General features: G+C 64.5%; 17 protein-coding genes. 10 read left to right on the forward strand and 7 right to left on the reverse strand.

The features are described from left to right. The first annotated feature begins 21 nt into the window (after positions 1–21). The 3 genes from AC2T3R_RS07920 to AC2T3R_RS07930 are packed head-to-tail and all read left to right on the forward strand — an operon-like array spanning position 22 to position 2,818. Positions 22–1,185, forward strand: a complete 1,164-nt coding sequence (locus AC2T3R_RS07920; protein ID WP_031325707.1) for an iron-containing alcohol dehydrogenase — start codon at positions 22–24, stop codon at positions 1,183–1,185. Continuing rightward, positions 1,185–1,637 carry an acyl-CoA thioesterase gene (locus AC2T3R_RS07925; protein WP_003260181.1) on the forward strand — a complete coding sequence of 151 codons (453 nt, stop codon included), beginning with the start codon at positions 1,185–1,187 and terminating at the stop codon, positions 1,635–1,637. The genes AC2T3R_RS07920 and AC2T3R_RS07925 overlap by 1 nt, the downstream gene beginning before the upstream one ends. Continuing rightward, a complete protein-coding gene (locus AC2T3R_RS07930; RefSeq protein WP_023663031.1) occupies positions 1,634–2,818 on the forward strand; it encodes an acetyl-CoA C-acyltransferase in 1,185 nt (394 codons plus the stop codon). Before AC2T3R_RS07925 ends, AC2T3R_RS07930 begins: the two co-directional genes overlap by 4 nt. Before the next feature lie 95 nt (positions 2,819–2,913). Here the strand turns inward: AC2T3R_RS07930 and AC2T3R_RS07935 are convergent, their stop codons facing one another. Further along, positions 2,914–3,774, reverse strand: a complete 861-nt coding sequence (locus AC2T3R_RS07935; protein ID WP_054573336.1) for a CAP domain-containing protein — start codon at positions 3,772–3,774, stop codon at positions 2,914–2,916. A gap of 143 nt (positions 3,775–3,917) precedes the next feature. On the opposite strand from AC2T3R_RS07935, the gene AC2T3R_RS07940 reads away from it, so the two are divergent. Beyond that, positions 3,918–4,214 (forward strand): DUF3144 domain-containing protein, encoded by a 297-nt coding sequence (locus AC2T3R_RS07940; protein ID WP_015269483.1) that lies wholly within the window; start codon positions 3,918–3,920, stop codon positions 4,212–4,214. 174 nt (positions 4,215–4,388) lie between these two features. Here AC2T3R_RS07940 and soxR read toward each other — a convergent pair whose 3' ends face one another. Then, complete coding sequence (gene soxR, locus AC2T3R_RS07945) at positions 4,389–4,844, reverse strand: redox-sensitive transcriptional activator SoxR (protein ID WP_486744898.1); 456 nt, start codon at positions 4,842–4,844, stop codon at positions 4,389–4,391. An 85-nt stretch (positions 4,845–4,929) separates the two neighbouring features. Between soxR and AC2T3R_RS07950 the strand changes: the two genes are divergently transcribed. Further along, a complete protein-coding gene (locus AC2T3R_RS07950) occupies positions 4,930–6,027 on the forward strand; it encodes an efflux RND transporter periplasmic adaptor subunit (RefSeq protein ID WP_486744899.1) in 1,098 nt (365 codons plus the stop codon). Continuing rightward, entirely contained in the window at positions 6,024–9,104 is a 3,081-nt protein-coding gene (locus AC2T3R_RS07955) for a MexW/MexI family multidrug efflux RND transporter permease subunit (protein ID WP_486744900.1), read from the forward strand. The genes AC2T3R_RS07950 and AC2T3R_RS07955 overlap by 4 nt, the downstream gene beginning before the upstream one ends. Positions 9,105–9,303: 199 nt before the next feature. Here the strand turns inward: AC2T3R_RS07955 and AC2T3R_RS07960 are convergent, their stop codons facing one another. The 3 genes from AC2T3R_RS07960 to lysA form a co-directional block, all read right to left on the reverse strand. Then, positions 9,304–10,041, reverse strand: coding sequence for a GntR family transcriptional regulator (locus tag AC2T3R_RS07960; RefSeq protein WP_486744901.1), 738 nt, complete (start codon positions 10,039–10,041; stop codon positions 9,304–9,306). Positions 10,042–10,100: 59 nt separating this feature from the next. Beyond that, positions 10,101–10,544, reverse strand: coding sequence for an acetyltransferase (locus AC2T3R_RS07965; RefSeq protein WP_410953315.1), 444 nt, complete (start codon positions 10,542–10,544; stop codon positions 10,101–10,103). A 352-nt stretch (positions 10,545–10,896) separates the two neighbouring features. Then, a complete protein-coding gene (gene lysA / locus AC2T3R_RS07970; RefSeq protein WP_486744902.1) occupies positions 10,897–12,129 on the reverse strand; it encodes a diaminopimelate decarboxylase in 1,233 nt (410 codons plus the stop codon). Between the two features lie 124 nt (positions 12,130–12,253). Between lysA and AC2T3R_RS07975 the strand changes: the two genes are divergently transcribed. After that, entirely contained in the window at positions 12,254–13,159 is a 906-nt protein-coding gene (locus tag AC2T3R_RS07975) for a LysR family transcriptional regulator (RefSeq protein ID WP_015269490.1), read from the forward strand. Positions 13,160–13,318: 159 nt separating this feature from the next. Here AC2T3R_RS07975 and AC2T3R_RS07980 read toward each other — a convergent pair whose 3' ends face one another. Then, positions 13,319–13,672, reverse strand: a complete 354-nt coding sequence (locus tag AC2T3R_RS07980) for a hypothetical protein (protein ID WP_013971664.1) — start codon at positions 13,670–13,672, stop codon at positions 13,319–13,321. 274 nt (positions 13,673–13,946) lie between these two features. Here AC2T3R_RS07980 and AC2T3R_RS07985 point away from each other — a divergent pair, with 274 nt between their 5' ends. After that, the gene (locus tag AC2T3R_RS07985; RefSeq protein ID WP_410953318.1) at positions 13,947–18,812 is read left to right on the forward strand and encodes an NAD-glutamate dehydrogenase; all 4,866 of its coding nucleotides are present in this window, start codon (positions 13,947–13,949) and stop codon (positions 18,810–18,812) included. A gap of 163 nt (positions 18,813–18,975) precedes the next feature. Here AC2T3R_RS07985 and ppsR read toward each other — a convergent pair whose 3' ends face one another. Continuing rightward, a complete protein-coding gene (gene ppsR / locus AC2T3R_RS07990) occupies positions 18,976–19,794 on the reverse strand; it encodes a posphoenolpyruvate synthetase regulatory kinase/phosphorylase PpsR (protein ID WP_024086557.1) in 819 nt (272 codons plus the stop codon). Between the two features lie 177 nt (positions 19,795–19,971). On the opposite strand from ppsR, the gene ppsA reads away from it, so the two are divergent. Then, positions 19,972–22,347: a phosphoenolpyruvate synthase gene (ppsA, locus tag AC2T3R_RS07995; protein WP_015269493.1), complete on the forward strand. Its 2,376-nt coding sequence runs from the start codon at positions 19,972–19,974 to the stop codon at positions 22,345–22,347. Positions 22,348–22,449: 102 nt separating this feature from the next. Next, positions 22,450–23,442 carry an alpha/beta fold hydrolase gene (locus tag AC2T3R_RS08000; protein WP_367070685.1) on the forward strand — a complete coding sequence of 331 codons (993 nt, stop codon included), beginning with the start codon at positions 22,450–22,452 and terminating at the stop codon, positions 23,440–23,442. Positions 23,443–23,583: the final 141 nt, after the last annotated feature.

The raw sequence follows: 23,583 nt of genomic DNA on the forward strand, positions 1-23,583 counted from the left end.
AACGACGACAAGGAGAGCCAGATGCAGCCTTTCAGCTTTGCCACTACCGGGCAGATCCTCTGCGAAGCGGGCGCAGTGCAGCGCCTTGCCACTCTGTGCCGCGAGCGCGGCGCACGGCGCGTGCTGATCGTCAGTGACCCCGGTATCGCCCGCCTGGGCATGCTCGATGATCTGCTACCGGGATTCACGACGGCCAAGGTCGGCGTGGCGATCTTCAGCGAGGTTACCGCCGACCCCAGCGAAGCTTGTGTACTGGCAGCCACCCAGCGGGCCCGGCATATCGGTGCCGACCTGGTGGTGGGCTTTGGCGGCGGCAGTTCGATGGATGTTGCCAAGCTGGTCGCGCTGCTGGCCCACCGCGACTGCAACCAGCCGCTTGCCGAACTCTATGGCATGGACAAGGCCAAGGGCCGACGCCTGCCGTTGATCCAGGTGCCGACCACGGCCGGCACCGGTTCGGAGGTGACGCCGATCGCCATCGTCACCACCGGCGCCACCAGCAAGATGGGCATCGTATCGCCGCTACTGCTGCCGGACCTGGCGGTACTCGATGCCGTCTGCACGCTCGGCCTGCCCCCGGCGGTAACCGCCGCAACCGGTATCGATGCCATGGTGCATGCCATCGAAGCCTATACCAGCCGCCTCAAGCGCAACCCGCTGTCGAGCCTGCTGGCGCGCGAGGCGCTGCGGCTGCTGGCGGAAAACCTGGATCAGGCCGTGCACAATGGCGGCAATCTGGACGCGCGTCAGGCCATGCTGCTGGGCGCCTGCCTGGCCGGCCAGGCGTTTGCCAATGCCCCGGTGGCGGCGGTGCACGCGCTGGCTTATCCGTTGGGTGGGCACTTCCACATTCCCCATGGCCTGTCCAATGCATTGGTGTTGCCGCATGTGCTGCGTTTCAACCTGCCCGTGACGGTGACGGACTATGCCCAGCTGGCGGTGCCCCTGTTGGGCGCACGGTTGCAGCCTGGCGACCTGTACCGGCAGGCTGATCAGTTCGTCGAGGAACTGGCCGCGCTGGGCGCCCGCTGCGGTTTGCCTGGGCGGCTGCGTGATGCCGATGTTCCGCGCCATCGCCTGCCGCAACTGGCAGAAGATGCCATGCAACAGCAGCGCCTGCTGGTCAACAACCCGCGTGAAGTCACCCAGGCCGATGCACTGGCCATCTACGAGGCTGCCTACTGATGAGTGTGCATCGGCAACGTGACTACTACCGGCACTACACGCCAATCGCCACCCGCTGGCATGACAATGACGCCTACGGGCACGTGAACAACGTGGTCTATTACGGCTTTTTCGACAGCGCCGTGAACCGCCTGCTGATCGAGCAGGGCGGACTGGATATCCACCATGGCGCGGTGATTGCGCTGGTGGTCAGTTCGGCCTGCGACTACCAGTCGCCTGTAGCGTTTCCGCAGGGCATCGAGGTGGGCCTGGCGGTAAGCCGGCTGGGCAACACCTCGGTGCAGTACCAGTTGGCCGTATTCATCCAGGGCCAATCCCTGGCTTGCGCCACCGGACGCTTCGTCCATGTATTCGTCGACCGGCAGGGCCGACGCCCGGTCCCGGTGCCTGCCCGCTTGCGGCAGGTGTTGAGCGAACTGCAGCCTTTACTCCCCGAGGAATTTCGACCATGAAAGACGCCGTGATCGTAGCCACTGCCCGCACACCCATCGGCAAAGCCATGCGTGGCGCCTTCAACGACCTGAAAACCCCCAGCATGACTGCCGTCGCCATTCGGGCAGCCGTCGAGCGGGCTGGTATCGAGCCGGCGCAGGTGGAGGATCTGGTGCTGGGTACCGCCATGCAGAGTGGTACCGCCGCGATCAACCCTGGCCGACTGTCGGCGCTGGCTGCCGGCTTGCCGCAATCGGTCAGCGGGCAGACCCTCGACCGCCAGTGTGCGTCGGGCCTGATGGCCATCGCTACAGCGGCCAAGCAGATCATTGTCGATGGTATGCAGGTGACCATCGGCGCCGGCCAGGAGCAGATCAGCCTGGTCCAGCAGGTGCACAACCAGCTGGCCAGCGAGGCCTATGACCCTGCCGTGCTGCGGATGAGCGAACACGCCTACATGCCGATGCTGCAAACCGCCGAGTTTGTCGCCCGCCGCTATGGCATCAGCCGGGAAGCGCAGGACGCCTACGCCTTGCAGTCGCAGCAACGCACTGCAGCGGCGCAGGCGGCGGGGTTGTTTGCCGATGAAATCGTGCCCGTCTCGGCACGCAGGAAGGTGGTCGACAAGCTGTCCGGTGCGGTGAGCCATGAGGAAGTCTGCCTCAGCCAGGACGAAGGTAACCGGCCGGCGACCACCCTGGCAGACCTGCAAGGGCTGAAGCCAGTTGTCGAAGGCGGCTGCGTGACGGCCGGCAATGCCAGCCAGCTGTCTGATGGCGCCAGTGCCTGCGTGCTGATGGAAGGCGCACTGGCCGCAAGGTCGGGCAAGGCGCCGCTGGGGCTGTATCGTGGTATCGCCGTGGCCGGTCTGGCTCCTGAGGAAATGGGTATCGGCCCGGTGCTGGCGGTGCCCAGGTTGCTGCACCAGCACGGCCTGAACGTGGACGACATCGGTCTGTGGGAGCTGAACGAAGCGTTCGCCTGCCAGGTACTGTACTGTGCCCAGCGTTTGCAGATAGACCCTGCGAAGCTGAACGTCAATGGCGGTGCCATTGCCATCGGCCACCCCTACGGCATGAGCGGTGCACGGATGGTCGGGCATGCGCTTCTGGAGGGCAGGCGGCGCGGGGTGAAGTACGTGGTGGTGACCATGTGTGTTGGCGGCGGGATGGGCGCGGCAGGGCTGTTCGAAGTGCTGTAGGGCATCGGTCAGGCCAGCCCCGGCGTCTGCGGCTGGCCGCGGGGTGGCCTGCAAGTCTGAACGGCGGCTCGTTCGGGGTCTGCAGCCTGAGTCAGTCAAGGCGCGCCGAACAGCATCGTCCAGTACACGCCGTTATCGCTACGCGAGTTCTCGGCAAAGGCCGCACCCACCTGGGTAAACATCGGGTTCATCAGGTTGGCGCAATGCCCGGGGCTGGCCAGCCAGCCTGCCATCGCCTTGCTCGGTGACCCTTGGCCTGCGGCAATGTTCTCGCCGATCTGCCGCCCACGGTAGCCGGCATCCCATGCCCGATCCGCGGGTAGATCACCGTCGAGGTCGCGGTGCGCGAAGAAATTATCGTTGGCCATCGCCCGGCTGTGTCGCTGCGCCGCCGTTCCCAGGGCGGTGTTCCAGGCTAGCGGGCGTGCAGCGGCAAAGCGCTTGCGACCACACAGGCGTGGTTTCGCCCGTGCAGCGTTCACCTGTGCCAGCAACGCTTTGCTTGCCGATCGCCCATCGCCGAGCTGGGCATCGAGCAGGGGCCGAGCCAGCAGCACCCGCCACTCGTTGCGTGAGCGACTGACGCCGATATCGGCATATTGGCTATCGAGCAGGGCCGTGCAGTAGTCGCTGCGCAGCATGTCGAAGGCCTCCTCGGCATCTTGTGCGCCGACCAGACGGATGGCCCGCACCTTCACCGCCTGATACCCCGCAGCCTTCAATCCTTCCCGCAATGCCCCGCCGTAGCCGACCGGCAACGCCAGTTTCGGCTTCAGCACCAGCGGCGTCGAGCCCCGGATAATGCGCCGCTCGCAGCGTTGTGGCTGGGTGCGATAGTCGTTGATGGCTGCCACCAGTTGCCTTTCCCCGCTGGCATGGGCGGGGTTGGCGAACAGGTGGAAAAAAGGAATGAGGCAGAGCGAGACAAAGGGGGAGCGACGGACTGCGTGGCGCATGGGGTGAATGGCTCTGGTGAATGGCGGCGGCAAGGCCGAATTAAGGGCTCGGCTAAGACTGTGCGGCTCAATACAGGTTCACGCGTACGGGGTACAATTTTTCGCGGGTACTCAACTTGAATGCTGCAGCAAGGTAAACCGCAATGACACAAGCTACAGATCAGGCTTTTTATGACCGCGCGGATGCGCATATCGAACTGGCGAACCAGCAGATCGAGAAAATCGAAGACCTGGGCAAGGTCAGCGCCTCACTGACCTTCGGCGCCTCGCGCTTCAATGCCTGGATGAGCGCCCGCAGTTTCAAGACCAGTGCGGAACTGGCTGCCGCGCGGGAGGAGTTGTTGAAGTATTTCTGCGAGCAGTACCGGATGATGCTCGAGGACAACCTGGACGAGCACATCGAGCATTTTGACCGGTATGTGTTGGGCAAAGGCGACTGAACTTTATGGGGCAGGCGGTCCCTTGTAGGAGCGGCCTTGTGTCGCGAACGGGCTGCGGAGCAGCCCCAGGACCTCAGCCGAAATGCATAAATTGCTGGGGCTGCTCTGCAGCCCTTTCGCGACACAAGGCCGCTCCTACAGGGTACGCGATGCGTGGATAAACCCGGTGACGGGCTATCGGGCCTTTTTCTCCAGAATCCGCGCCCCGGTACCTTCCTTGCCCAGCACATCCTCGGGGTTGCGCAGCGGGCATTCCTCCAGCGACAGGCAGCCGCAGCCAATGCAGTTGTCCAGGCTGTCGCGCAACGCTTCCAGAGTACGAATGCGGGCGTTCAGGTCTTCGCGCCAGGCGGTCGACATCTCGCCCCATTGCGCTGCCGTGAGCTTGCTGTTGGGCGCATAGCGGCTGAAGGCCTGCTTTATCTCGTCAAGCGGAATACCCGTGCGCTGCGCCACCTTGATGATGGCCAGCGTGCGCAGAACCAGTGAAGGATAGCGGCGCTGGTTACCCGCCGTACGGACGCTGGCGATCAGCCCCTTGGTCTCGTAGAAGTGCAGCGCAGAAACCGCCACGCCGCTGCGTTTGGCCACTTCCCCTACCGTTAGCATCCGTGTGTTGTCCGCTGCCATGCCTGTTGACCTCAAGTTAACTCGAGCTCTTATAGTCCTGCCCGATCTTCCCCGCAACCGCTTTCCCTGATGATCGGAGCACTGCATGAACAAAAGGACGTTACTGGCCTGGGCTGGCGCTGTTGCAGGTGTGCTGGCCGCTGCCTATGCATTGGTCGGCAGTGGCTCGGCGCCGCCGGCTGCGGCGGCATGGCCGGCGACCAAGGTGGCGCTGGCCACGGCCGAGCAAGTGCACCTGGCACGGCAGAACTTTGCTTCGGGGGAGCTGGAGGCGGTCAACCAGGTACAGGTGGCGGCCGAGACGGCGGGGCGCATCACCCGCATCGCCTTCGAGTCGGGGCAATTGGTGAGTGCAGGGCAATTGCTGGTACAGCTGAACGATGCCCCGGAGCAGGCCCAGCGCGTGCAGTTGCGCGCCAGGCTGCGCAATGCCGAAGTGGTGCTGCAGCGCAGCCGCAAGCTGCGCGCGGTGAACGCCGTGTCACAGGAGCTGCTCGACAATGCGGCCACCGCCGTGGACGTGGCCAGTGGTGAGCTGCAGCATGTCGAGGCGCTGATCGCGCAGAAGGCAATTCGCGCGCCGTTTGCCGGCAAGCTCGGCATTCGCCGGGTGCATCAGGGCCAGTACCTGAGTGCCGGTGAGACCATCGCCAGCCTGGCCGACATCAGCCAGCTGCACGTCAATTTTTCCTTGGGCGAACAAGCCGCCCCCGAAGTGCACGTGGGGCAACTGCTGGCGCTGACGGTGGATGCGGTGCGCGGGCAGGACTTCCAGGCCCGGGTGGTCGCGGTGGACCCGGTGGTGAGCAAGGCGCGCCTGGTGCAGGTGCAGGCGGCCTTGCCGAACCCGGGCGGGCAGTTGCAGCCGGGTATGTACGCCGGCGTGCGCCTGGATGCCGCGCAGCCGTCAAGCGTGCTGGCCGTGCCGGAAACCGCGATCACCTACACCGCCTACGGGCAGACGGTGTTCGTCGCTACCCGGGACCCTGAACAGGGCACCCGGGTCAGCCGGGTGCGGGTGACTACCGGTGAGCGCTGGCAGGGGCGGGTGGAGATCACCTCAGGCCTGGCACCCGGTGACCAGGTGGTGGTTTCCGGCCAGTTGAAACTGAGCGACGGCATGCCGGTCGAGCCAGTGGCTCAGGACAGCCTGCAGGCCAGCCAGGGAGGGCGGCAATCGTGAAGTTCACCGACCTCTTTGTCCGCCGCCCGGTGCTGGCGCTGGTGGTCAGCAGCCTGATCATCCTGTTGGGGCTGTTTGCCATGGGCAAGCTGCCGATCCGCCAGTACCCGCTGCTGGAAACTTCCACCATCACCATCAGCACCGAGTACCCGGGCGCCTCTGCCGAGCTGATGCAAGGCTTCGTGACCCAGCCGATCACCCAGGCGGTGTCGTCGGTCGAAGGCATCGACTACCTGTCCTCGTCGTCGCAGCAGGGGCGCAGCCTGATCACCTTGCGCATGGTGCTCAACCGCGATTCGACCCAGGCGCTTGCCGAGACCATGGCCAAGGTCAACCAGGTGCGCTATCGCCTGCCGGAAAAGGCCTACGACCCGGTGGTGGAGCTGTCGGCAGGTGACTCCACGGCGGTGGCCTACGTGGGCTTTGCCAGCGAAACCTTGTCGATACCCGAACTGAGCGATTACCTGTCGCGGGTGGTGGAACCGCAGTTCTCCGGCATCGACGGTGTGGCCAAGGTGCAGTCGTTCGGCGGGCAGCGCCTGGCCATGCGCCTTTGGCTGGACAGCGAACAGATGGCCGGGCGCGGGGTGACGGCTGCCGACGTGGCACAGGCGGTGCGTGCCAACAACTACCAGGCGACGCCGGGGCAGGTGCGTGGGCAGTACGTGCTGGCCGATATCCAGGTGGACACCGACCTGACCCGGGTCGAGGACTTCCGCGAGCTGATCATCCGCAACGATGGCACCGACCTGGTGCGCCTGCGCGATGTCGGCACCGTCGAGCTGAGCGCGGCGGCCACCCAGACCAGCGCCACCATGGACGGCAAGCCCGCCGTGCACCTGGGGCTGTTCCCCACCCCGACCGGCAACCCGCTGGTGATCGTCGAGGGTATTCGCCAGCTGCTGCCGCAGATCCGCCAGACCCTGCCACCCGGGGTGGAGGTGGCGCTGGCCTACGAGACCGCACGCTTCATCGACGCCTCGATCGACGAGGTGCTGCGCACGCTGGTGGAGGCCATGGTGATCGTGGTGCTGGTCATCTGGCTGTGCCTGGGCTCACTACGCAGCGTGGTGATCGCGGTGGTGGCCATCCCGCTGTCGATGCTCGGTGCGGCGGGCCTGATGCTGCTGTTCGGCTTCAGCCTGAACCTGCTGACCTTGCTGGCGATGGTGCTGGCCATCGGCCTGGTGGTGGACGATGCCATCGTGGTGGTGGAGAACGTGCACCGTCATATCGAAGAGGGCAAGTCGCCGATTGCCGCGGCGCTGGCCGGGGCGCGGGAAATCGCCGGGCCGGTGATCGCCATGACCCTGACCCTGGCCGCCGTATACGCGCCGATCGGCTTGATGGGCGGGCTGACCGGCACGCTGTTCCGTGAGTTTGCCCTGACCCTGGCTGGGGCGGTGATCGTGTCCGGCATCGTCGCGCTCACCCTGTCGCCGGTGATGAGTTCGCTGTTGTTGCAACCCGGCCAGCAGCATGGCGCCATGGCCAACATGGCCGACCGCCTGTTCGGCATGCTGACCGGGGCCTATGGGCGAGTGCTCGCCTACACCCTGTCGCATCGCTGGATCAGTGGTGGTGTGGCGCTTGTGGTGTGCCTGAGCCTGCCTTGGCTGTACCTGCTGCCGCAGCGCGAACTGGCCCCGCCCGAGGACCAGGCGGCGGTGCTGACGGCCATCAAGTCGCCGCAGCATGCCAGCCTGGATTATGTGGAGCGCTTTGCCCTGAAGCTGGACCAGGTGATGAAGTCCCTCGCCGAAACCACCGACACCTGGATCATCAACGGTACCGACGGCCCGGCCGCCAGTTTCGGCGGCATCAACCTCAGCGCCTGGCAGGCCCGCGAGCGTTCCGCCGCGCAGGTGCAGGCGCAGTTGCAGCAGGCCGTGGCGGACATCGAGGGCAGCAGCATCTTCGCCTTCCAGGTGGCCTCGCTGCCGGGTTCCAGCGGTGGCTTGCCGGTGCAGATGGTGTTGCGCAGCGCACAGGACTACCCCGAGCTGTACCAGACCATGGAAATGATCAAGCAGCGCGCCCGCGACAGCGGCCTGTTCAGCGTGGTGGACAGCGACCTCGACTACAACAACCCGGTGGTCAAGGTGCGCATCGACCGCGCCAAGGCGGCCAGCCTGGGCATCAGCATGCAGGCCATCGGCGAGTCGCTGGGTGTGCTGGTGGGTGAACAGTACCTCAACCGCTTCGCCCTGTTCGGGCGCTCCTACGACGTGATCCCGCAAAGCATCCAGGACCAGCGCCTGACGCCGGCAGCGCTGAACCGCCAGTACGTGCGCGCCGAAAACGGCACCCTGGTGCCGCTGGCCACGGTGGTGCACCTGGACATCGAAGTGGCGCCCAACCGCTTGCTGCAGTTCGACCAGCAGAACGCCAGTACCCTGCAGGCGATCCCGGCGCCCGGTGTGTCGATGGGTAATGCCGTGGCATTTCTCGAACAGCTTGCCGCCGAACTGCCACCTGGCTTCAGCCATGACTGGCAATCGGAGTCGCGCCAGTACGTGCAGGAGGGCTTTGCCCTGATGTGGGCGTTTCTCGCCGCCCTGGTGGTGATCTACCTGGTGCTGGCCGCGCAGTACGAAAGCCTGGTGGACCCGCTGATCATCCTGGTGACCGTGCCGCTGTCGATCTGCGGTGCGTTGCTGCCGCTGGCGCTGGGCTGGGCCACGCTGAACATCTACACGCAGATCGGCCTGGTGACCCTGATCGGCCTGATCAGCAAGCACGGCATCCTGATGGTGGAGTTCGCCAACGAGATCCAGGTGCGTGACAACCTCGACCGTGCCACCGCCATCGTCCGCGCCGCGCAGATACGCCTGCGGCCGGTGCTGATGACCACGGCGGCGATGACCTTCGGCGTGCTGCCGCTGCTGTTCGCCAGCGGCGCCGGGGCCAACAGCCGTTTTGGCCTGGGGGTGGTGATCGTGTGCGGGATGCTGGTGGGGACCTTGTTTACCCTGTTTGTGCTGCCGACGATCTATGCCTTGCTGGCGCGAGACCATCGGGTGGCCACGGTTCGGGGGCAGCAGTTGGCAGAGGCTGAGCGGGTGTTGGACATGTGAGGTAAACCTGGCCACTGCTTACAGGCATGCGCGATCCCTGTAGGAGCGGCCTTGTGTCGCGAAAGGGCTGCGCAGCAGCCCCGGCAATTTATGCACCTGCGCGGAAATCCTGGGGCTGCTGCGCAGCCCTTTCGCGACACAAGGCCGCTCCTACAGGGATCGCGCAAGTTTTGGGATATCGAGCATGGCGCTGGTTTGATCAGCCAGGCGACCGATCCCGGCGCATCTGGCTAACCAGGGTAAAGCGGTCATCCGGGTGCACCGTCTCGGACACCGCCATCAGGTCGCCGTTTTCCTCGCGGTAATGGCGAATGATCTTCAGCCCCGGCGCGCCTGTCTCGGCCTTCAGCACCCGGGCCATTTCCGCGGTCAGCAACACTGCCCGCACCTGCTGGTCGACCACCGCGATCGCCCGGCCATAGTGTTGCTCGATCAGCCCCGCAATCAGTTGGTCGGGGTGCTCGCGGGCCAACTCGATGACCTCGGCATAGTCGCGCTGCGCATACACATCGGTCCAGCACAGCGGCGCCGCTTTGTGCACGCGGTCGACACGGATGCTCGACACGCAGAAGTAGTGCTCGCCCGGTACCAGCCCCAGCCGCGCCGCCTCGCTCAGGTCGGCGACGAAGTGGCGCACGTCCTGGATTTCCAGTTGCTGGGTTTCCGCCAGGTGTGCCAGGTCCGCCACGCTGGCCAGTGACTGCGAGTAGCCACCGCGCGGGCTGCTGGCCTCCACCCGGGTACCCACGCGCTTGCGCCGCGATACCAGCCCTTGGTTGAGCAACTGGTTGATCGCCGCGCGCACCGTGTGTCGGCTCACATCGTACAGGTCGCACAGCTCGAACTCGGTCGGCAGCAGGCTGCCCACCGGGTAGCGGCCGCTGGCGATGCCTTCCATCAAGTCCTTTGCCACGGTGGTATAACGCGTCGGGTTCATGCCTTTGGTCTGTCTCGCGAATTTGTATCAGCAGCAGGGGCGCAAAGTCGCCCCGAAAATCAAGCCTGGGCAGGCAGGCTCATATGCAGCAAGGGGAACGGTCGGCCTTCGCCATCCAGCGCTGAGCGGCCGGTCTGGATGAAGCCGTAATGCCGGTAGAACCCCACTGCCTGCGGGTTCTGCTCGTTGACATCGACGCTCATCACGTTGTGCTTCTGGCGGCCGAAATCCAGCAGCGCGCGGCCTATGCCCTGGCCATGGTGCTCGGGGGCGACGAAGAGCATTTCCACGTGGTTGCCATTGAAACCGATGAAGCCCAGCGGGCGGTCTTCGGTGTCAACCGCGACCCAGAGCTCGACGGCCTGGAAGTAGACGTCGCGCAATTGCGGCAGCAGCGCGTCGATGTCGGACGCTTGCAGAAAGTGGTGCGTGGCGCGCACGGCGCGCAGCCAGATATCGAGCAGTTGCGGGTGGTCTGCAGCGATACTTTGGCGAATGATCATGGAGTCATGCCTGGGCGGTGTATGGCCGGGGAGGCCGGGAGGAAGAAAAAGGGTACCCGGATTGTGTGGGACAGGGCAATGGACGGTGGGGCAGGGCATCAGCTGATGTGTTGCCCGGGCCGGCCCTTTCGCGGGTAAACCCGCTCCCACAAGTAGGCACTGCCCTCGAGCCCGGCGCCGTACCTGTGGGAGCGGCTTTAGCCGCGAACACCGGCGTAGCCGGTGCCATGCACCGCGTTGGATTCTTCGCGGCTAAAGCCGCTCCCACAGGGTACGCGTACCGCTTGCGAATTCAGTTCTCTACGCGGCAGCGCAGCCCAACGCGCTGGGCAATCTGCCTGAAAAACGGTATCTAGATGCCCGCCTCCAGGCCCAGCAAGTCCTGCACCGTCTGCCTGCGGCGAATCATCCGTAGCGCTCCATCCTCGATCAGGAACTCCGGCAGCAACGGCCGGCTGTTGTAGTTCGATGACATCGACGCGCCATAGGCCCCGGCGTCGTGGATCACCAGCAGGTCACCCACCTGCGCCTGGGGCAGGTCGTGCGGGGTCAGTTCCTGGTCATCCTGGGTAAACACATCACCCGACTCGCACAGCGGTCCGGCCACCACGGTCGGCTGCCGTGGGCGGTCCACCGGTTGGCCGTTGGCGTCGAGCAGGCTCATGCGGTGGTAGGCCCCGTACATCGCTGGGCGCATCAGGTCGTTGAAACCGGCGTCGATCATGACGAAGGTGTTGCGGCCCACCTGCTTCACGGCGCGTACCTCGGCCACCAGGTAGCCCGATTCCGCCACCAGGAAGCGCCCTGGCTCGATCTCCATGCGCACGGGGTGGCCCAGCATCGCTTCGATTTCCTTGCGGGCCACGGCCCAGGTCCGGGCGTAGCGTTGCAGGTCGACCGGCTTGTCGCTGCTGCGGTACGGGGTGGAAAGGCCGCCGCCAATGGAGAACGCCTCGATGTCCACGCCCAGGCGGCCGATCAGCTCGATCATCGAGCGGGCCACTTGCTCCAGGTGCTGGTAATCCACCCCCGAGCCGATGTGCATGTGCACCCCTACCAGGTGCAGGCCATGGGCTTTCACGCAGGCCAGCGCTTCGCCCAGCTCTTCGTGCCAGATGCCGTGTTTGCTGTTCTCGCCGCCGGTGTTGGTCTTGCGGCTGTGGCCATGGCCGAAGCCGGGGTTGATGCGGATCCACACGCGGTGGCCGGGCGAGCGTTCACCCAGTTGGCGCAGCATGTCGATGGAGCCGGCGTTGACTTCGATCTTCGAGGCCACCACCCGCTCCAGGGTCGGCCGGTCCAGCGCGTCGCAGGTCAGCACCACGCCGGCAGGGTCGCCATCCACGCTGGCGCCCGCGGCAAAGGCCCGCTCCATTTCGCCCAGCGACACTGCGTCCAGCACCAGGCCGTGGGCGCGCATCAGGCGCAGCACATGCAGGTTGGGGTTGGCCTTCTGGGCGAAGCGCACGGTGTCGAACACCTTCAGCTGTTCGACACGCTCGGCGATGGTGCCGGCGTCGTAGGCCCACAGCGGCGAGCCGTGCTGGCGGACAGCCTCGGCCAGAAGAGTGAAGGGTGCAGTCATGGTGGCGCTACTCATATAAGGAAGGTCACGAGGATGAGCCAAAGCAGGAATTCAGAAAAATAGCTATTTTTCTATCAGCCATTCATATCTGATATGACCATTACCGACTTGCCAGGTGTTGCCCGTGAAACTGTCCGTCCGCCATATCGAAGTGTTCCGCGCCATCATGGCCGCTGGCAGCGTCACCGGTGCGGCGCGTCTACTGTTCACCTCGCAGCCCACCGTCAGCCGCGAACTGGCGCGGCTGGAGCAGGTAACCGGGCTGAACCTGTTCGAGCGCGAAGGTGGCCGCCTGGTGGCGACGGCCCAGGCGCTGCTGTTGATCGAGGAGGTTGAGCGGGCCTACGTAGGGCTGGAGCGCATCGACCGCTTTGCCCAGGCCATCCGCAATTTCGAGCAGGGCCGGCTGGCCATTACTTGCCTGCCGCTGTTTTCCCAGACCTTGCTGCCCAAGGCTTGCCAGCGCTTTCACCAGCAGCACCGGGGCGTGAGCGTGAGTATCCTGGCGCAGGAGTCGCCGTTGCTGGAGGAGTCACTGGTTGCCCAGCAGCATGACCTGGGCCTGACCGAGGTAGAACAGATACCGCGTGGCGCCTACGGCGAATTGCTATTCAGCGCCAACATGGTGTGCGTGCTGCCCGACGGGCACCCGTTGCAGGCCAGGGCCGAGCTGGAGCTGAGCGATTTCCATGAGGTCGACTTCATCAACCTGGCCAGCCTGGACACCTACCGGCAGCGCCTGGACCAGCACTTTCGCGCGGCAGGGGTGAACCGCCGCACGGTCATCGAGACCACCAGTGCTGCCTCGGTGTGCGCCATGGTCAGGCAGGGCCTGGGGGTGGCGATCATCAACCCGCTGAGCGGCCTGGAGGCGGCGCAGGGCGGGTTGCCGATCCGGCGGTTGCGGGTGTCGGTGCCGTATCAGGTGATGCTGATCAGGCCGGACCACCGGCCGGCGTCGGCGGCGGTGGAGCCGTTTTGCCAGGCGTTGCGGGTGCAGGCCCGGGAGATGCAGCAGGCTCTGGCATGATCGTTGTGGGGGAACTGCCTTGCACAAAACCTAAAAACTGGCGCGATCACTGTGGGAGCGGGCGTGCCCGCGAAGCAGGCGACGCGATGGATGGCACCGGCTGTGCCGGTGTTCGCGGGCATGCCCGCTCCCACAATGATCGCGCCGGTATTCAGTTCGTCACAGCTCGCAGACGAAGGTGCCGGTCCCGGCCAGGATGTTCTCCAGGGTTTCCTTCACTTCATCCATGTCACTCAACTCGCTGGTCAGGTTGATCTCCAGCACTTCATCCCCCTTCAGCGCATCCCGGTCGCCGGCCGCCACTTCGATCAGCAGGCGCTTGGCACTCAGGGTCACTTTCAGCCCATCCAGCGTCGACGGCTCGTCATCCAGGGTCAGGTCGACGGTGTCTTCGTCCGGGTAGCGGGTCAGCAGGAACATCTGACCCTTGTCGCTGTGGCAGCACAGGGTCGCCATGTTGTCTTCCTCGTCATCGCAAGGGGTGGCGAACAGCAGGGCAGTATTGATTTGCATGGACAAGGCTCGGATCAAAGGAAACGGAAGGGAATTCTGACAGTCTTGCCGACAGGCATAAACGTAAAGTTACCCCCCCTTGACCGAAATTGTCGCAGCGCTGCAAGCCTTGATGACCGATCAGTCGTTAAGCTTCGGCGAGCCCTGGGCGTGCCTGCGCACGTTCAACGCCTGGTTTTACCGTCCGCCTTGCCACGGGTTGGCTATCGTTGATCCGTACACGGCGCACGCAGCGACGCTTCAATTATTACAAAGCCCAAGCGGAGTACCACAGATGGCGTTCTTCACCGCAGCCAGCAAAGCCGACTTCCAGCATCAACTGCAAGCGGCCCTGGCGCAGCACATCAGCGAACAGTCCCTGCCACAAGTCGCGCTGTTCGCCGAGCAGTTCTTCGGCATCATCTCTCTGGACGAACTCACCCAACGCAGGCTTTCCGACCTGGCCGGCTGCACCCTGTCAGCCTGGCGCATCATCGAGCGTTTCGACCCCGAATACCCGCAAGTACGGGTGTACAACCCCGATTACGAACGCAATGGCTGGCAATCGACCCACACCGTGGTCGAAGTGCTGCACCACGACCTGCCGTTCCTGGTCGACTCGGTACGCACCGAGCTCAACCGCCGCGGCTACAGCATCCACACCCTGCAAACCACTGTGCTCAGCGTGCGCCGCGGCGCCAAGGGCGAGCTGCTTGAACTGCTGCCCAAGGGCACCCAGGGCGAGGACGTACGCCATGAGTCGCTGATGTACATGGAGATCGACCGTTGCGCCAACGCTGCCGAGCTGACGGTGTTGGCCCGCGAGATCGAGCAGGTGCTGGCCGAGGTGCGGGTGGTGGTGGCCGACTTCGAACCGATGAAGGCCAAGCTGCGTGAAGTGGTTGCGGAGGTGGAGCAGACCGCCTTTGGCCCGGCGCAGAACGAAAAGGGCGAGGTCAAGGCTTTCCTCGAGTGGCTGCTGGACAACCACTTCACCTTCCTGGGCTATGAAGAATTCACCGTCAAGGGCGACGCCGATGGCGGCCAGATGGTCTACGACGAGCAGTCGTTCCTCGGCCTGCCGCGCCGCCTGCGCGTTGGCCTGACGAGCGACGAGCTGCGCATCGAAGACTACGCCGTGGCCTACCTCAACGAACCGCTGCTGCTGTCGTTCGCCAAGGCCGCGCTGCCAAGCCGCGTACACCGCCCGGCCTACCCGGACTACGTGTCGATCCGCCAGCTGGACGCCGACGGCAAGGTGATCAAGGAGCACCGCTTCATGGGCCTGTACACCTCGTCGGTGTACGGCGAAAGCGTGCATGCCATCCCTTATATCCGACAGAAGGTCACCGAAGTCGAGCGCCGCTCGGGCTTCGATCCCAAGGCCCACCTGGGCAAGGAACTGGCCCAGGTACTGGAAGTACTGCCGCGCGACGACCTGTTCCAGACCCCGGTCGACGAGCTGTTCAGCACCGTCATGTCGATCGTGCAGATCCAGGAGCGCAACAAGATCCGCGTGTTCCTGCGCAAGGACCCATACGGCCGCTTCTGCTACTGCCTGGCCTATGTACCGCGGGAAATCTACTCCACCGAAGTGCGGCAGAAGATCCAGCAGGTGCTGATGGAGCGCCTGAAGGCCAGCGACTGCGAGTTCTGGACCTTCTTCTCCGAATCGGTGCTGGCACGTGTTCAGCTGATTCTGCGGGTAGACCCGAAAAACCGCATCGACATCGACCCGCAGCAGCTGGAACGCGAAGTGATCCAGGCCTGCCGTTCGTGGCATGACGACTACTCGGCACTGGTGATCGAGAACTTCGGCGAAGCCCAGGGCACCAACATCCTCGCCGACTTCCCCAAAGGTTTCCCGGCCGGCTACCGCGAGCGCTTCGCCGCGCACTCGGCGGTGGTCGACCTGCAGCACGTGCTGAACCTGTCGGAAAGCAAGCCGCTGGCGATGAGCTTCTACCAGCCATTGACCCAGGTCGGGGAACGCACCCTGCACTGCAAGCTGTACCACGCCGACACGCCGCTGGCGCTGTCCGACGTGCTGCCGATCCTGGAGAACCTTGGCCTGCGCGTACTCGGCGAGTTCCCGTACCGCCTGCGCCATGCCAGTGGCCGCGGCTACTGGATCCATGACTTCGCCTTCACCTACAGCGAAGGCCTGAGCCTGGACATCCAGCAGCTCAACGACACCCTGCAGGATGCCTTCATCCACATCGTCCGCGGCGATGCCGAGAACGACGCCTTCAACCGCCTGGTGCTGACCGCCGGCCTGCCATGGCGCGACGTGGCGCTGCTGCGCGCCTACGCCCGTTACCTGAAGCAGATTCGCCTGGGCTTCGACCTGGGCTACATCGCCAGCACCCTGAACAACCACACCGACATCGCCCGCGAGCTGACCCGGTTGTTCAAGACCCGCTTCTACCTGGCGCGCAAGCTCACCCAGGAAGACCTGGATGACAAGCAACTGCGCCTGGAGCAAGCCATCCTGACCGCGCTGGACGACGTGCAGGTGCTCAACGAAGACCGCATCCTGCGTCGCTATCTGGACCTGATCAAGGCCACCCTGCGCACCAACTTCTACCAGCCGGACGCCAACGGCCACAACAAGTCGTACTTCAGTTTCAAGTTCAACCCCAAGCTGATCCCCGAGCTGCCTAAACCAGTGCCCAAGTTCGAGATCTTCGTCTACTCCCCACGGGTCGAAGGCGTGCACCTGCGCTTTGGCAACGTTGCCCGCGGCGGCCTGCGCTGGTCCGACCGTGAGGAAGACTTCCGCACCGAGGTGCTGGGCCTGGTGAAAGCCCAGCAGGTAAAGAACTCGGTGATCGTGCCGGTCGGCGCCAAGGGCGGCTTCCTGCCGCGCCGCCTGCCGCTGGGCGGCAGCCGTGACGAGATCGCCGCCGAAGGCGTGGCGTGCTACCGCATCTTCATTTCCGGCCTGCTCGACATCACCGACAACCTGAAGGACGGTGGCGTGGTGCCGCCGGCCAACGTGGTACGCCATGACGATGACGACCCGTACCTGGTGGTGGCGGCCGACAAGGGCACCGCGACCTTCTCGGACATCGCCAACGGCATCGCCATCGACTACGGCTTCTGGCTGGGCGACGCCTTCGCCTCGGGCGGCTCGGCCGGTTACGACCACAAGAAGATGGGCATTACCGCGCGCGGCGCCTGGGTGGGCGTGCAGCGCCACTTCCGCGAGCGCGGCATCAATGTGCAGGAAGACCCGATCACCGTCATTGGCGTCGGCGACATGGCCGGCGACGTGTTCGGCAACGGCCTGCTGATGTCCGACAAGCTGCAACTGGTGGCGGCGTTCAACCACCTGCACATCTTCATCGACCCGAACCCGGAGCCTGCTTCCAGCTTTGCCGAGCGCAAGCGCCTGTTCGACCTGCCGCGCTCGGCCTGGAGCGACTACGACACCAGCATCATGTCCGAAGGCGGCGGTATCTTCCCGCGCAGTGCCAAGAGCATCGCCATCAGCCCGCAGATGAAAGAGCGCTTCGCCATCGAAGCCGATCGCCTGACCCCGACCGAGCTGCTCAATGCGCTGCTCAAGGCACCGGTAGACCTGCTGTGGAACGGTGGCATCGGTACCTACGTCAAGGCCAGCACCGAGAGCCACGCCGATGTCGGCGACAAGGCCAACGACGCGCTGCGGGTCAATGGCAACGAGCTGCGCTGCAAGGTGGTGGGCGAGGGCGGCAATCTGGGCATGACCCAGCTTGGCCGGGTCGAGTTCGGCCTGCATGGCGGCGCCACCAACACCGACTTCATCGACAACGCCGGCGGCGTGGACTGCTCCGACCACGAGGTCAACATCAAGATCCTGCTCAACGAAGTGGTGCAGGGTGGCGACATGACCGAGAAGCAGCGCAACCAGCTGCTGGGCAGCATGACCGACGAAGTGGCCGGGCTGGTGCTGGGCAACAACTACAAGCAGACCCAGGCGCTGTCGCTGGCGGCCCGCCGCGCCCGCGAGCGGATTGCCGAGTACAAGCGCCTGATGGCCGACCTGGAAGCCCGTGGCAAGCTGGACCGTGCCATCGAGTTCCTGCCGTCCGAAGAGCAGTTGGCCGAGCGCCTGGCCGCCGGCCAGGGCCTGACCCGTGCCGAGCTGTCGGTGCTGATCTCGTACAGCAAGATCGACCTCAAGGAACAGCTGCTCAAGTCGCTGGTGCCGGACGACGACTACCTGACCCGCGACATGGAAACCGCCTTCCCGCCGTCGCTGGTCAGCAAATTCGCCGAGTCCATGCGCCGCCACCGCCTGAAGCGCGAAATCGTCAGCACCCAGATCGCCAACGACCTGGTCAACAACATGGGCATCACTTTCGTCCAGCGCCTGAAGGAGTCGACCGGCATGAGCCCGGCCAACGTGGCCGGGGCCTACGTGATCGTGCGCGACATCTTCCACCTGCCGCACTGGTTCCGTCAGATCGAGGCTCTGGACTACCAGGTGCCGGCGGAAATCCAGCTGACCCTGATGGACGAGCTGATGCGCCTGGGCCGTCGTGCCACCCGCTGGTTCCTGCGCAGCCGCCGCAACGAGCAGGACGCCGGGCGCGACACCGCGCACTTTGGGCCGAAGATCGCGCAACTGGGGCTCAAGCTCGACGAGTTGCTCGAAGGCCCGACCCGCGAGCGCTGGATGGTGCGCTACCAAGGCTTCGTCGAGGCTGGTGTGCCGGAGTTGCTGGCGCGCATGGTGGCTGGTACTACCCACCTGTACACCCTGTTGCCGATCATCGAGGCTTCGGACGTTACCGGCCATGACCCGGCGCAGGTGGCCAAGGCGTTCTTCGCCGTGGGCAGCGCACTGGACCTGACCTGGTACCTGCAGGAAATCAGCAACCTGCCGGTGGAGAACAACTGGCAGGCGCTGGCCCGCGAGGCGTTCCGCGACGACATCGACCTGCAGCAGCGGGCGATCACCATCTCGGTACTGCAGATGGCCGATGCACCGGAAGACATGGACGCCCGTGTGGCGCTGTGGGCCGAGCAGCACCGGGTGATGGTGGAGCGCTGGCGCGCCATGCTGGATGACCTGCGCAATGCAACGGGTACCGATTATGCGATGTACGCGGTGGCCAACCGCGAGCTGGTCGACCTGGCCATGAGCGGGCAGGCGGCGGTGGTGCCGTCCTGAGCCATGAGCTGAAATGAAAAGCCCCGGCAGTGATGCCGGGGCTTTTTTGTATTCCTGTGTTGGCCCCTTCGCGGGCATGCCCGCTCCCACAGGTCCCCACCGACCTTTAGTCTTGTGCGATACCTGTGGGAGCGGGCGCGCCCGCGAAGAGGCCGGTACCGGCTTACTTGAACCTGCGCTCCACCCCTTTCTCCACCAGGATCTTCGCCGAAATCTCTTCCACCGAAAAATGCGTGGAATTGATGTTGGGAATGTTCTCCCGGCGGAACAGGTTTTCCACCTCGCGCACTTCGAACTCGCACTGGGCAAAGCTGGAATAGCGGCTGTTGGGTTTGCGCTCGTGGCGGATGGCGGTGAGGCGGTCGGGGTCGATAGTCAGGCCGAACAGCTTGTTGTGGTGCTTTTTCAGCACCGCCGGCAGCTGCAGGCGCTCCATGTCGTCCTCGGTCAGCGGGTAGTTGGCGGCGCGGATGCCGAACTGCATGGCCATGTACAGGCAGGTGGGGGTCTTGCCGCAGCGCGATACGCCTACCAGGATCAGGTCGGCCTTGTCGTAGTAGTGGGTGCGTGCGCCATCGTCATTGTCCAGGGCGAAATTCACCGCCTCGATGCGTTCCATGTAGTTGGAATTGCCGCCGATAGAGTGCGATTTGCCGACCGAATACGACGAATGGGCAGTCAATTCCTGTTCGAGCGGGGACAAAAACGAAGAAAAGATGTCGATCATGAAGCCATTCGAGGTAGCCAGGATCTCACGGATGTCCTGATTGACGATGGTATCGAAGATGATCGGGCGTACACCATCGCGCTCGGCCGCAGCGTTGATTTGCTGGACCATGGTCCGCGCCTTTTCCGGCGAATCGATGTAGGGACGGGTGAATTTATTGAACGGAATGCTCTCGAATTGAGCGAGCAGACTCTGGCCCAGGGTTTCGGCGGTGATGCCGGTGCCGTCGGAGATGAAGAACGCGGTTCGTTTCATTTGCGATCTGGGCCTTAAGCTGATGACGTTTCTTGGATATGATAAGTTCGGTTTGCCGAATGCGGCTGTCGGCATTCTCACTTATTTTCCAGGTACAGGCCACAAGCGTCCGGCCAAGTCAACGAAGGCAGGCGGGCGCCATTGAGCTTTTCCAACACAGTTAGTGGAGAGATCACCTTGGTAGAGTACGTAGTTTCCCTCGATAAGCTCGGCGTCCATGATGTGGAGCATGTGGGGGGCAAGAACGCATCCCTGGGCGAGATGATCAGCAACCTCGCAGGTGCTGGTGTATCGGTGCCGGGCGGCTTTGCCACTACGGCGCAGGCGTACCGCGATTTTCTCGAACAGAGTGGTCTCAACGACCGTATCCACGCCGCGCTCGACGCACTCGATGTGGATGACATCAACGCCCTGACCAAGACCGGCGCGCAGATTCGCCAGTGGGTCATGGAAGCCGACTTCCCGGCACGTCTGGATTCGGAAATCCGTACGGCCTTCGCCGAAATGGCTGCCGGCAACGACAACATGGCCGTTGCCGTGCGTTCCTCGGCTACCGCCGAAGACCTGCCGGACGCCTCGTTCGCCGGCCAACAGGAAACCTTCCTCAACATCCGCGGCGTCGACAACGTGATCCGCGCGGCCAAGGAAGTGTTCGCCTCGCTTTTCAACGACCGTGCCATCGCCTACCGCGTGCACCAGGGCTTCGACCACAAGCTGGTGGCCCTGTCCGCCGGCGTGCAGCGCATGGTCCGCTCCGAAACCGGCACCGCCGGCGTCATGTTCACCCTCGACACCGAGTCGGGCTTCCGCGACGTGGTGTTCATCACCGGCGCCTACGGCCTGGGCGAAACCGTGGTGCAGGGTGCGGTCAACCCTGACGAATTCTACGTGCACAAAAACACCCTTCAGGCAGGCCGCCCGGCCATCCTGCGCCGCAACCTGGGCAGCAAGGCGATCAAGATGGTCTATGGCGAAGAAGCCAAGGCCGGCCGTTCGGTCAAGACCGTCGAAGTGGACCGCGCCGAGCGCGCGCGCTTCTGCCTGACCGATGCCGAGGTCAGCGAGCTGGCCAAGCAGGCCATGATCATCGAGCAGCACTACCAGCGCCCGATGGACATCGAATGGGCCAAGGACGGTGACGACGGCAAGCTGTACATCGTCCAGGCGCGCCCCGAGACGGTGAAGAGCCGCTCCAGCGCCAACGTCATGGAACGCTACCTGCTGAAAGAGAAGGGCACCGTTCTGGTCGAGGGCCGCGCCATTGGCCAGCGCATCGGCGCCGGCAAGGTCCGCGTGATCAACGACGTATCGGAAATGGACAAGGTCCAGCCGGGCGACGTGCTGGTCTCCGACATGACCGACCCGGACTGGGAACCGGTGATGAAGCGCGCCAGCGCCATCGTCACCAACCGCGGCGGGCGCACCTGCCACGCGGCGATCATCGCCCGTGAGCTGGGCATTCCGGCTGTGGTCGGTTGCGGCAACGCCACCCAGGTGCTGAAAGACGGCCAGGGTGTGACCGTATCCTGTGCCGAAGGCGATACCGGCTTCATCTTCGAGGGCGAGCTGGGCTTCGATGTGAAGCAGAACTCGGTCGACGCCATGCCCGACCTGCCATTCAAGATCATGATGAACGTCGGCAACCCGGACCGTGCCTTCGATTTCGCCCAGCTGCCCAACGCCGGTGTCGGCCTGGCGCGCCTGGAGTTCATCATCAACCGCATGATCGGCGTGCACCCCAAGGCGCTGCTGAACTACGCCGGCCTGCCAGCCGACCTGAAGGACAGCGTCGACAAGCGCATCGCCGGCTACAACGACCCGGTAGGCTTCTATGTCGAGAAGCTGGTCGAGGGCATCAGCACCCTGGCTGCGGCCTTCTACCCGAAAAAGGTCATCGTGCGCCTGTCGGACTTCAAGTCCAACGAGTACGCCAACCTGATCGGCGGCAAGCTGTACGAGCCGGAAGAAGAAAACCCGATGCTCGGCTTCCGTGGCGCTTCGCGCTACATCAGCGAATCGTTCCGTGACTGCTTCGAGCTCGAGTGTCGTGCGCTCAAGCGCGTGCGTAACGAGATGGGCCTGACCAACGTCGAGATCATGGTGCCGTTCGTGCGTACCCTGGGTGAAGCCAGCCAGGTTGTCGACCTGCTCGCCGAAAACGGCCTGGCCCGTGGCGACAATGGCCTGCGCGTGATCATGATGTGCGAACTGCCGTCCAACGCCATCCTCGCCGAAGAGTTCCTGGAGTACTTCGACGGCTTCTCGATCGGCTCCAACGACCTGACCCAGCTGACCCTGGGCCTGGACCGTGACTCGGGCATCATCGCCCACCTGTTCGACGAGCGTAACCCTGCGGTGAAGAAGCTGCTGGCCAACGCCATTGCCGCGTGCAACAAGGCTGGCAAGTACATCGGCATCTGCGGCCAGGGCCCGTCGGACCACCCGGACCTGGCCAAGTGGCTGATGGAGCAGGGTATCGACAGCGTGTCGCTGAACCCGGACTCGGTACTCGAAACCTGGTTCTACCTGGCTGAAGGCCAGGGCGCGGTCTGATGCAGTAAAACGCGGGGGTACGTCTGGCGTACCCCCGCCTGGTTTTTTCCAGGGCGAGCTCCAGCAATGGAACCCGCCCTTTTTTGTGCACCAAGCAACCTTATGCAAAGCAGCAGTACTCTATTCCCCGTGGCCCTGCTCAGTGCCGAACGCCGCGGCGACCTCAGCGAAGACGTGTACCGGATCAAGGCCGGCAACAGCCCTGACCCCAGCGTCGAGCTGGCTGTCACCCGCCTGGGGCTGGCCGATCAGGGCCAGGCCCAGGGCGTACCGGTCATTCTCTTGCACGGCAGCTTCTCCAACCGCCGCTTCTGGTATTCCCCCAAAGGGGTTGGTCTGGGCGCCTATCTCGCCCGCGCCGGCTTCGATGTGTGGATCCCGGAAATGCGCGGCCATGGCCTGTCGCCGCGCAACCATGACTGGAAGCACAACAGCGTTGCCGCCTATGCCCGCGATGACCTGCCGCTGATTGCCGCGTTCGTGCGCGAGCAGTCGGGCCAGACGCCGCACTGGGTCGGCCATTCCTTGGGCGGCACGACCCTGGCGGCAGCGCTGGGCGGTGGCTTTCTGGCTGCCGAACAGGTGGCCAGCGTGGCGCTGTTCGGTACCCAGATCAGCCGCGTGTACTGGCCGCTGAAGGTGCCACCGCTGGCCTGGGGGGCCAAGCTGCTGCTCAAGCGCTGGGGGCAGATTTCCGGGCCGCGTTTCAAGCGTGGGCCGGAGGATGAGCCGATCGGCCTGGCCCTGGAAAGCATGCGCTGGCATGGCCTGTTCGGGCGCTTTGGCGACAAACAGAGCGACTGGTGGGCGGGGCTGGCCAAGGTGGATGTGCCGCTGCTGGCCGTGGCTGGTGCGGGGGACTTCCAGGACCCGGTGTGGGCCTGCCGCAAGCTGTTCGAGCAATTCGGCGGTGAGCGCAAACAGTTTCTGCGGCTGGGGCTCGAGGAAGGCTTCGACGCTTTCGGGCATGTCGACATGCTGGTGAGCAAGGCCGCGCAGGTGCAGGTGTGGCCGCTGGTGGAGCGTTGGCTGCGGGATCCGCTGGTGCCGGTGCATGAATCCACGGTGGTGGCGGAGCCTGTGCCCGTCAGCTGAGTTTGCGTCGCCTGTGCTGGCCCTTTCGCGGGCACGCCCGCTCCCACAGGGACCTCACAGCATTCAGCCCCTGTGTGGTCCCTGTGGGAGCGGGCGTGCCCGCGAAAGGGCCGGTACAGGCAAAACACAACTGACTGCTTG

The organism is Pseudomonas sp. PVC-5-1 (assembly GCF_057444345.1).

Excerpts from the sequence above, each read along its gene's own strand:
- AC2T3R_RS07920 (WP_031325707.1), top strand. The coding sequence starts at position 22 with ATGCAGCCTTTCAGCTTTGCCACTACCGGGCAGATCCTCTGCGAAGCG.
- AC2T3R_RS07925 (WP_003260181.1), top strand. The coding sequence starts at position 1,185 with ATGAGTGTGCATCGGCAACGTGACTACTACCGGCACTACACGCCAATC.
- AC2T3R_RS07930 (WP_023663031.1), top strand. The coding sequence starts at position 1,634 with ATGAAAGACGCCGTGATCGTAGCCACTGCCCGCACACCCATCGGCAAA.
- AC2T3R_RS07935 (WP_054573336.1), bottom strand. The coding sequence starts at position 3,774 with ATGCGCCACGCAGTCCGTCGCTCCCCCTTTGTCTCGCTCTGCCTCATT.
- AC2T3R_RS07940 (WP_015269483.1), top strand. The coding sequence starts at position 3,918 with ATGACACAAGCTACAGATCAGGCTTTTTATGACCGCGCGGATGCGCAT.
- soxR (WP_486744898.1), bottom strand. The coding sequence starts at position 4,844 with ATGGCAGCGGACAACACACGGATGCTAACGGTAGGGGAAGTGGCCAAA.
- AC2T3R_RS07950 (WP_486744899.1), top strand. The coding sequence starts at position 4,930 with ATGAACAAAAGGACGTTACTGGCCTGGGCTGGCGCTGTTGCAGGTGTG.
- AC2T3R_RS07960 (WP_486744901.1), bottom strand. The coding sequence starts at position 10,041 with ATGAACCCGACGCGTTATACCACCGTGGCAAAGGACTTGATGGAAGGC.
- AC2T3R_RS07965 (WP_410953315.1), bottom strand. The coding sequence starts at position 10,544 with ATGATCATTCGCCAAAGTATCGCTGCAGACCACCCGCAACTGCTCGAT.
- lysA (WP_486744902.1), bottom strand. The coding sequence starts at position 12,129 with ATGACTGCACCCTTCACTCTTCTGGCCGAGGCTGTCCGCCAGCACGGC.
- AC2T3R_RS07980 (WP_013971664.1), bottom strand. The coding sequence starts at position 13,672 with ATGCAAATCAATACTGCCCTGCTGTTCGCCACCCCTTGCGATGACGAG.
- AC2T3R_RS07985 (WP_410953318.1), top strand. The coding sequence starts at position 13,947 with ATGGCGTTCTTCACCGCAGCCAGCAAAGCCGACTTCCAGCATCAACTG.
- ppsR (WP_024086557.1), bottom strand. The coding sequence starts at position 19,794 with ATGAAACGAACCGCGTTCTTCATCTCCGACGGCACCGGCATCACCGCC.
- AC2T3R_RS08000 (WP_367070685.1), top strand. The coding sequence starts at position 22,450 with ATGCAAAGCAGCAGTACTCTATTCCCCGTGGCCCTGCTCAGTGCCGAA.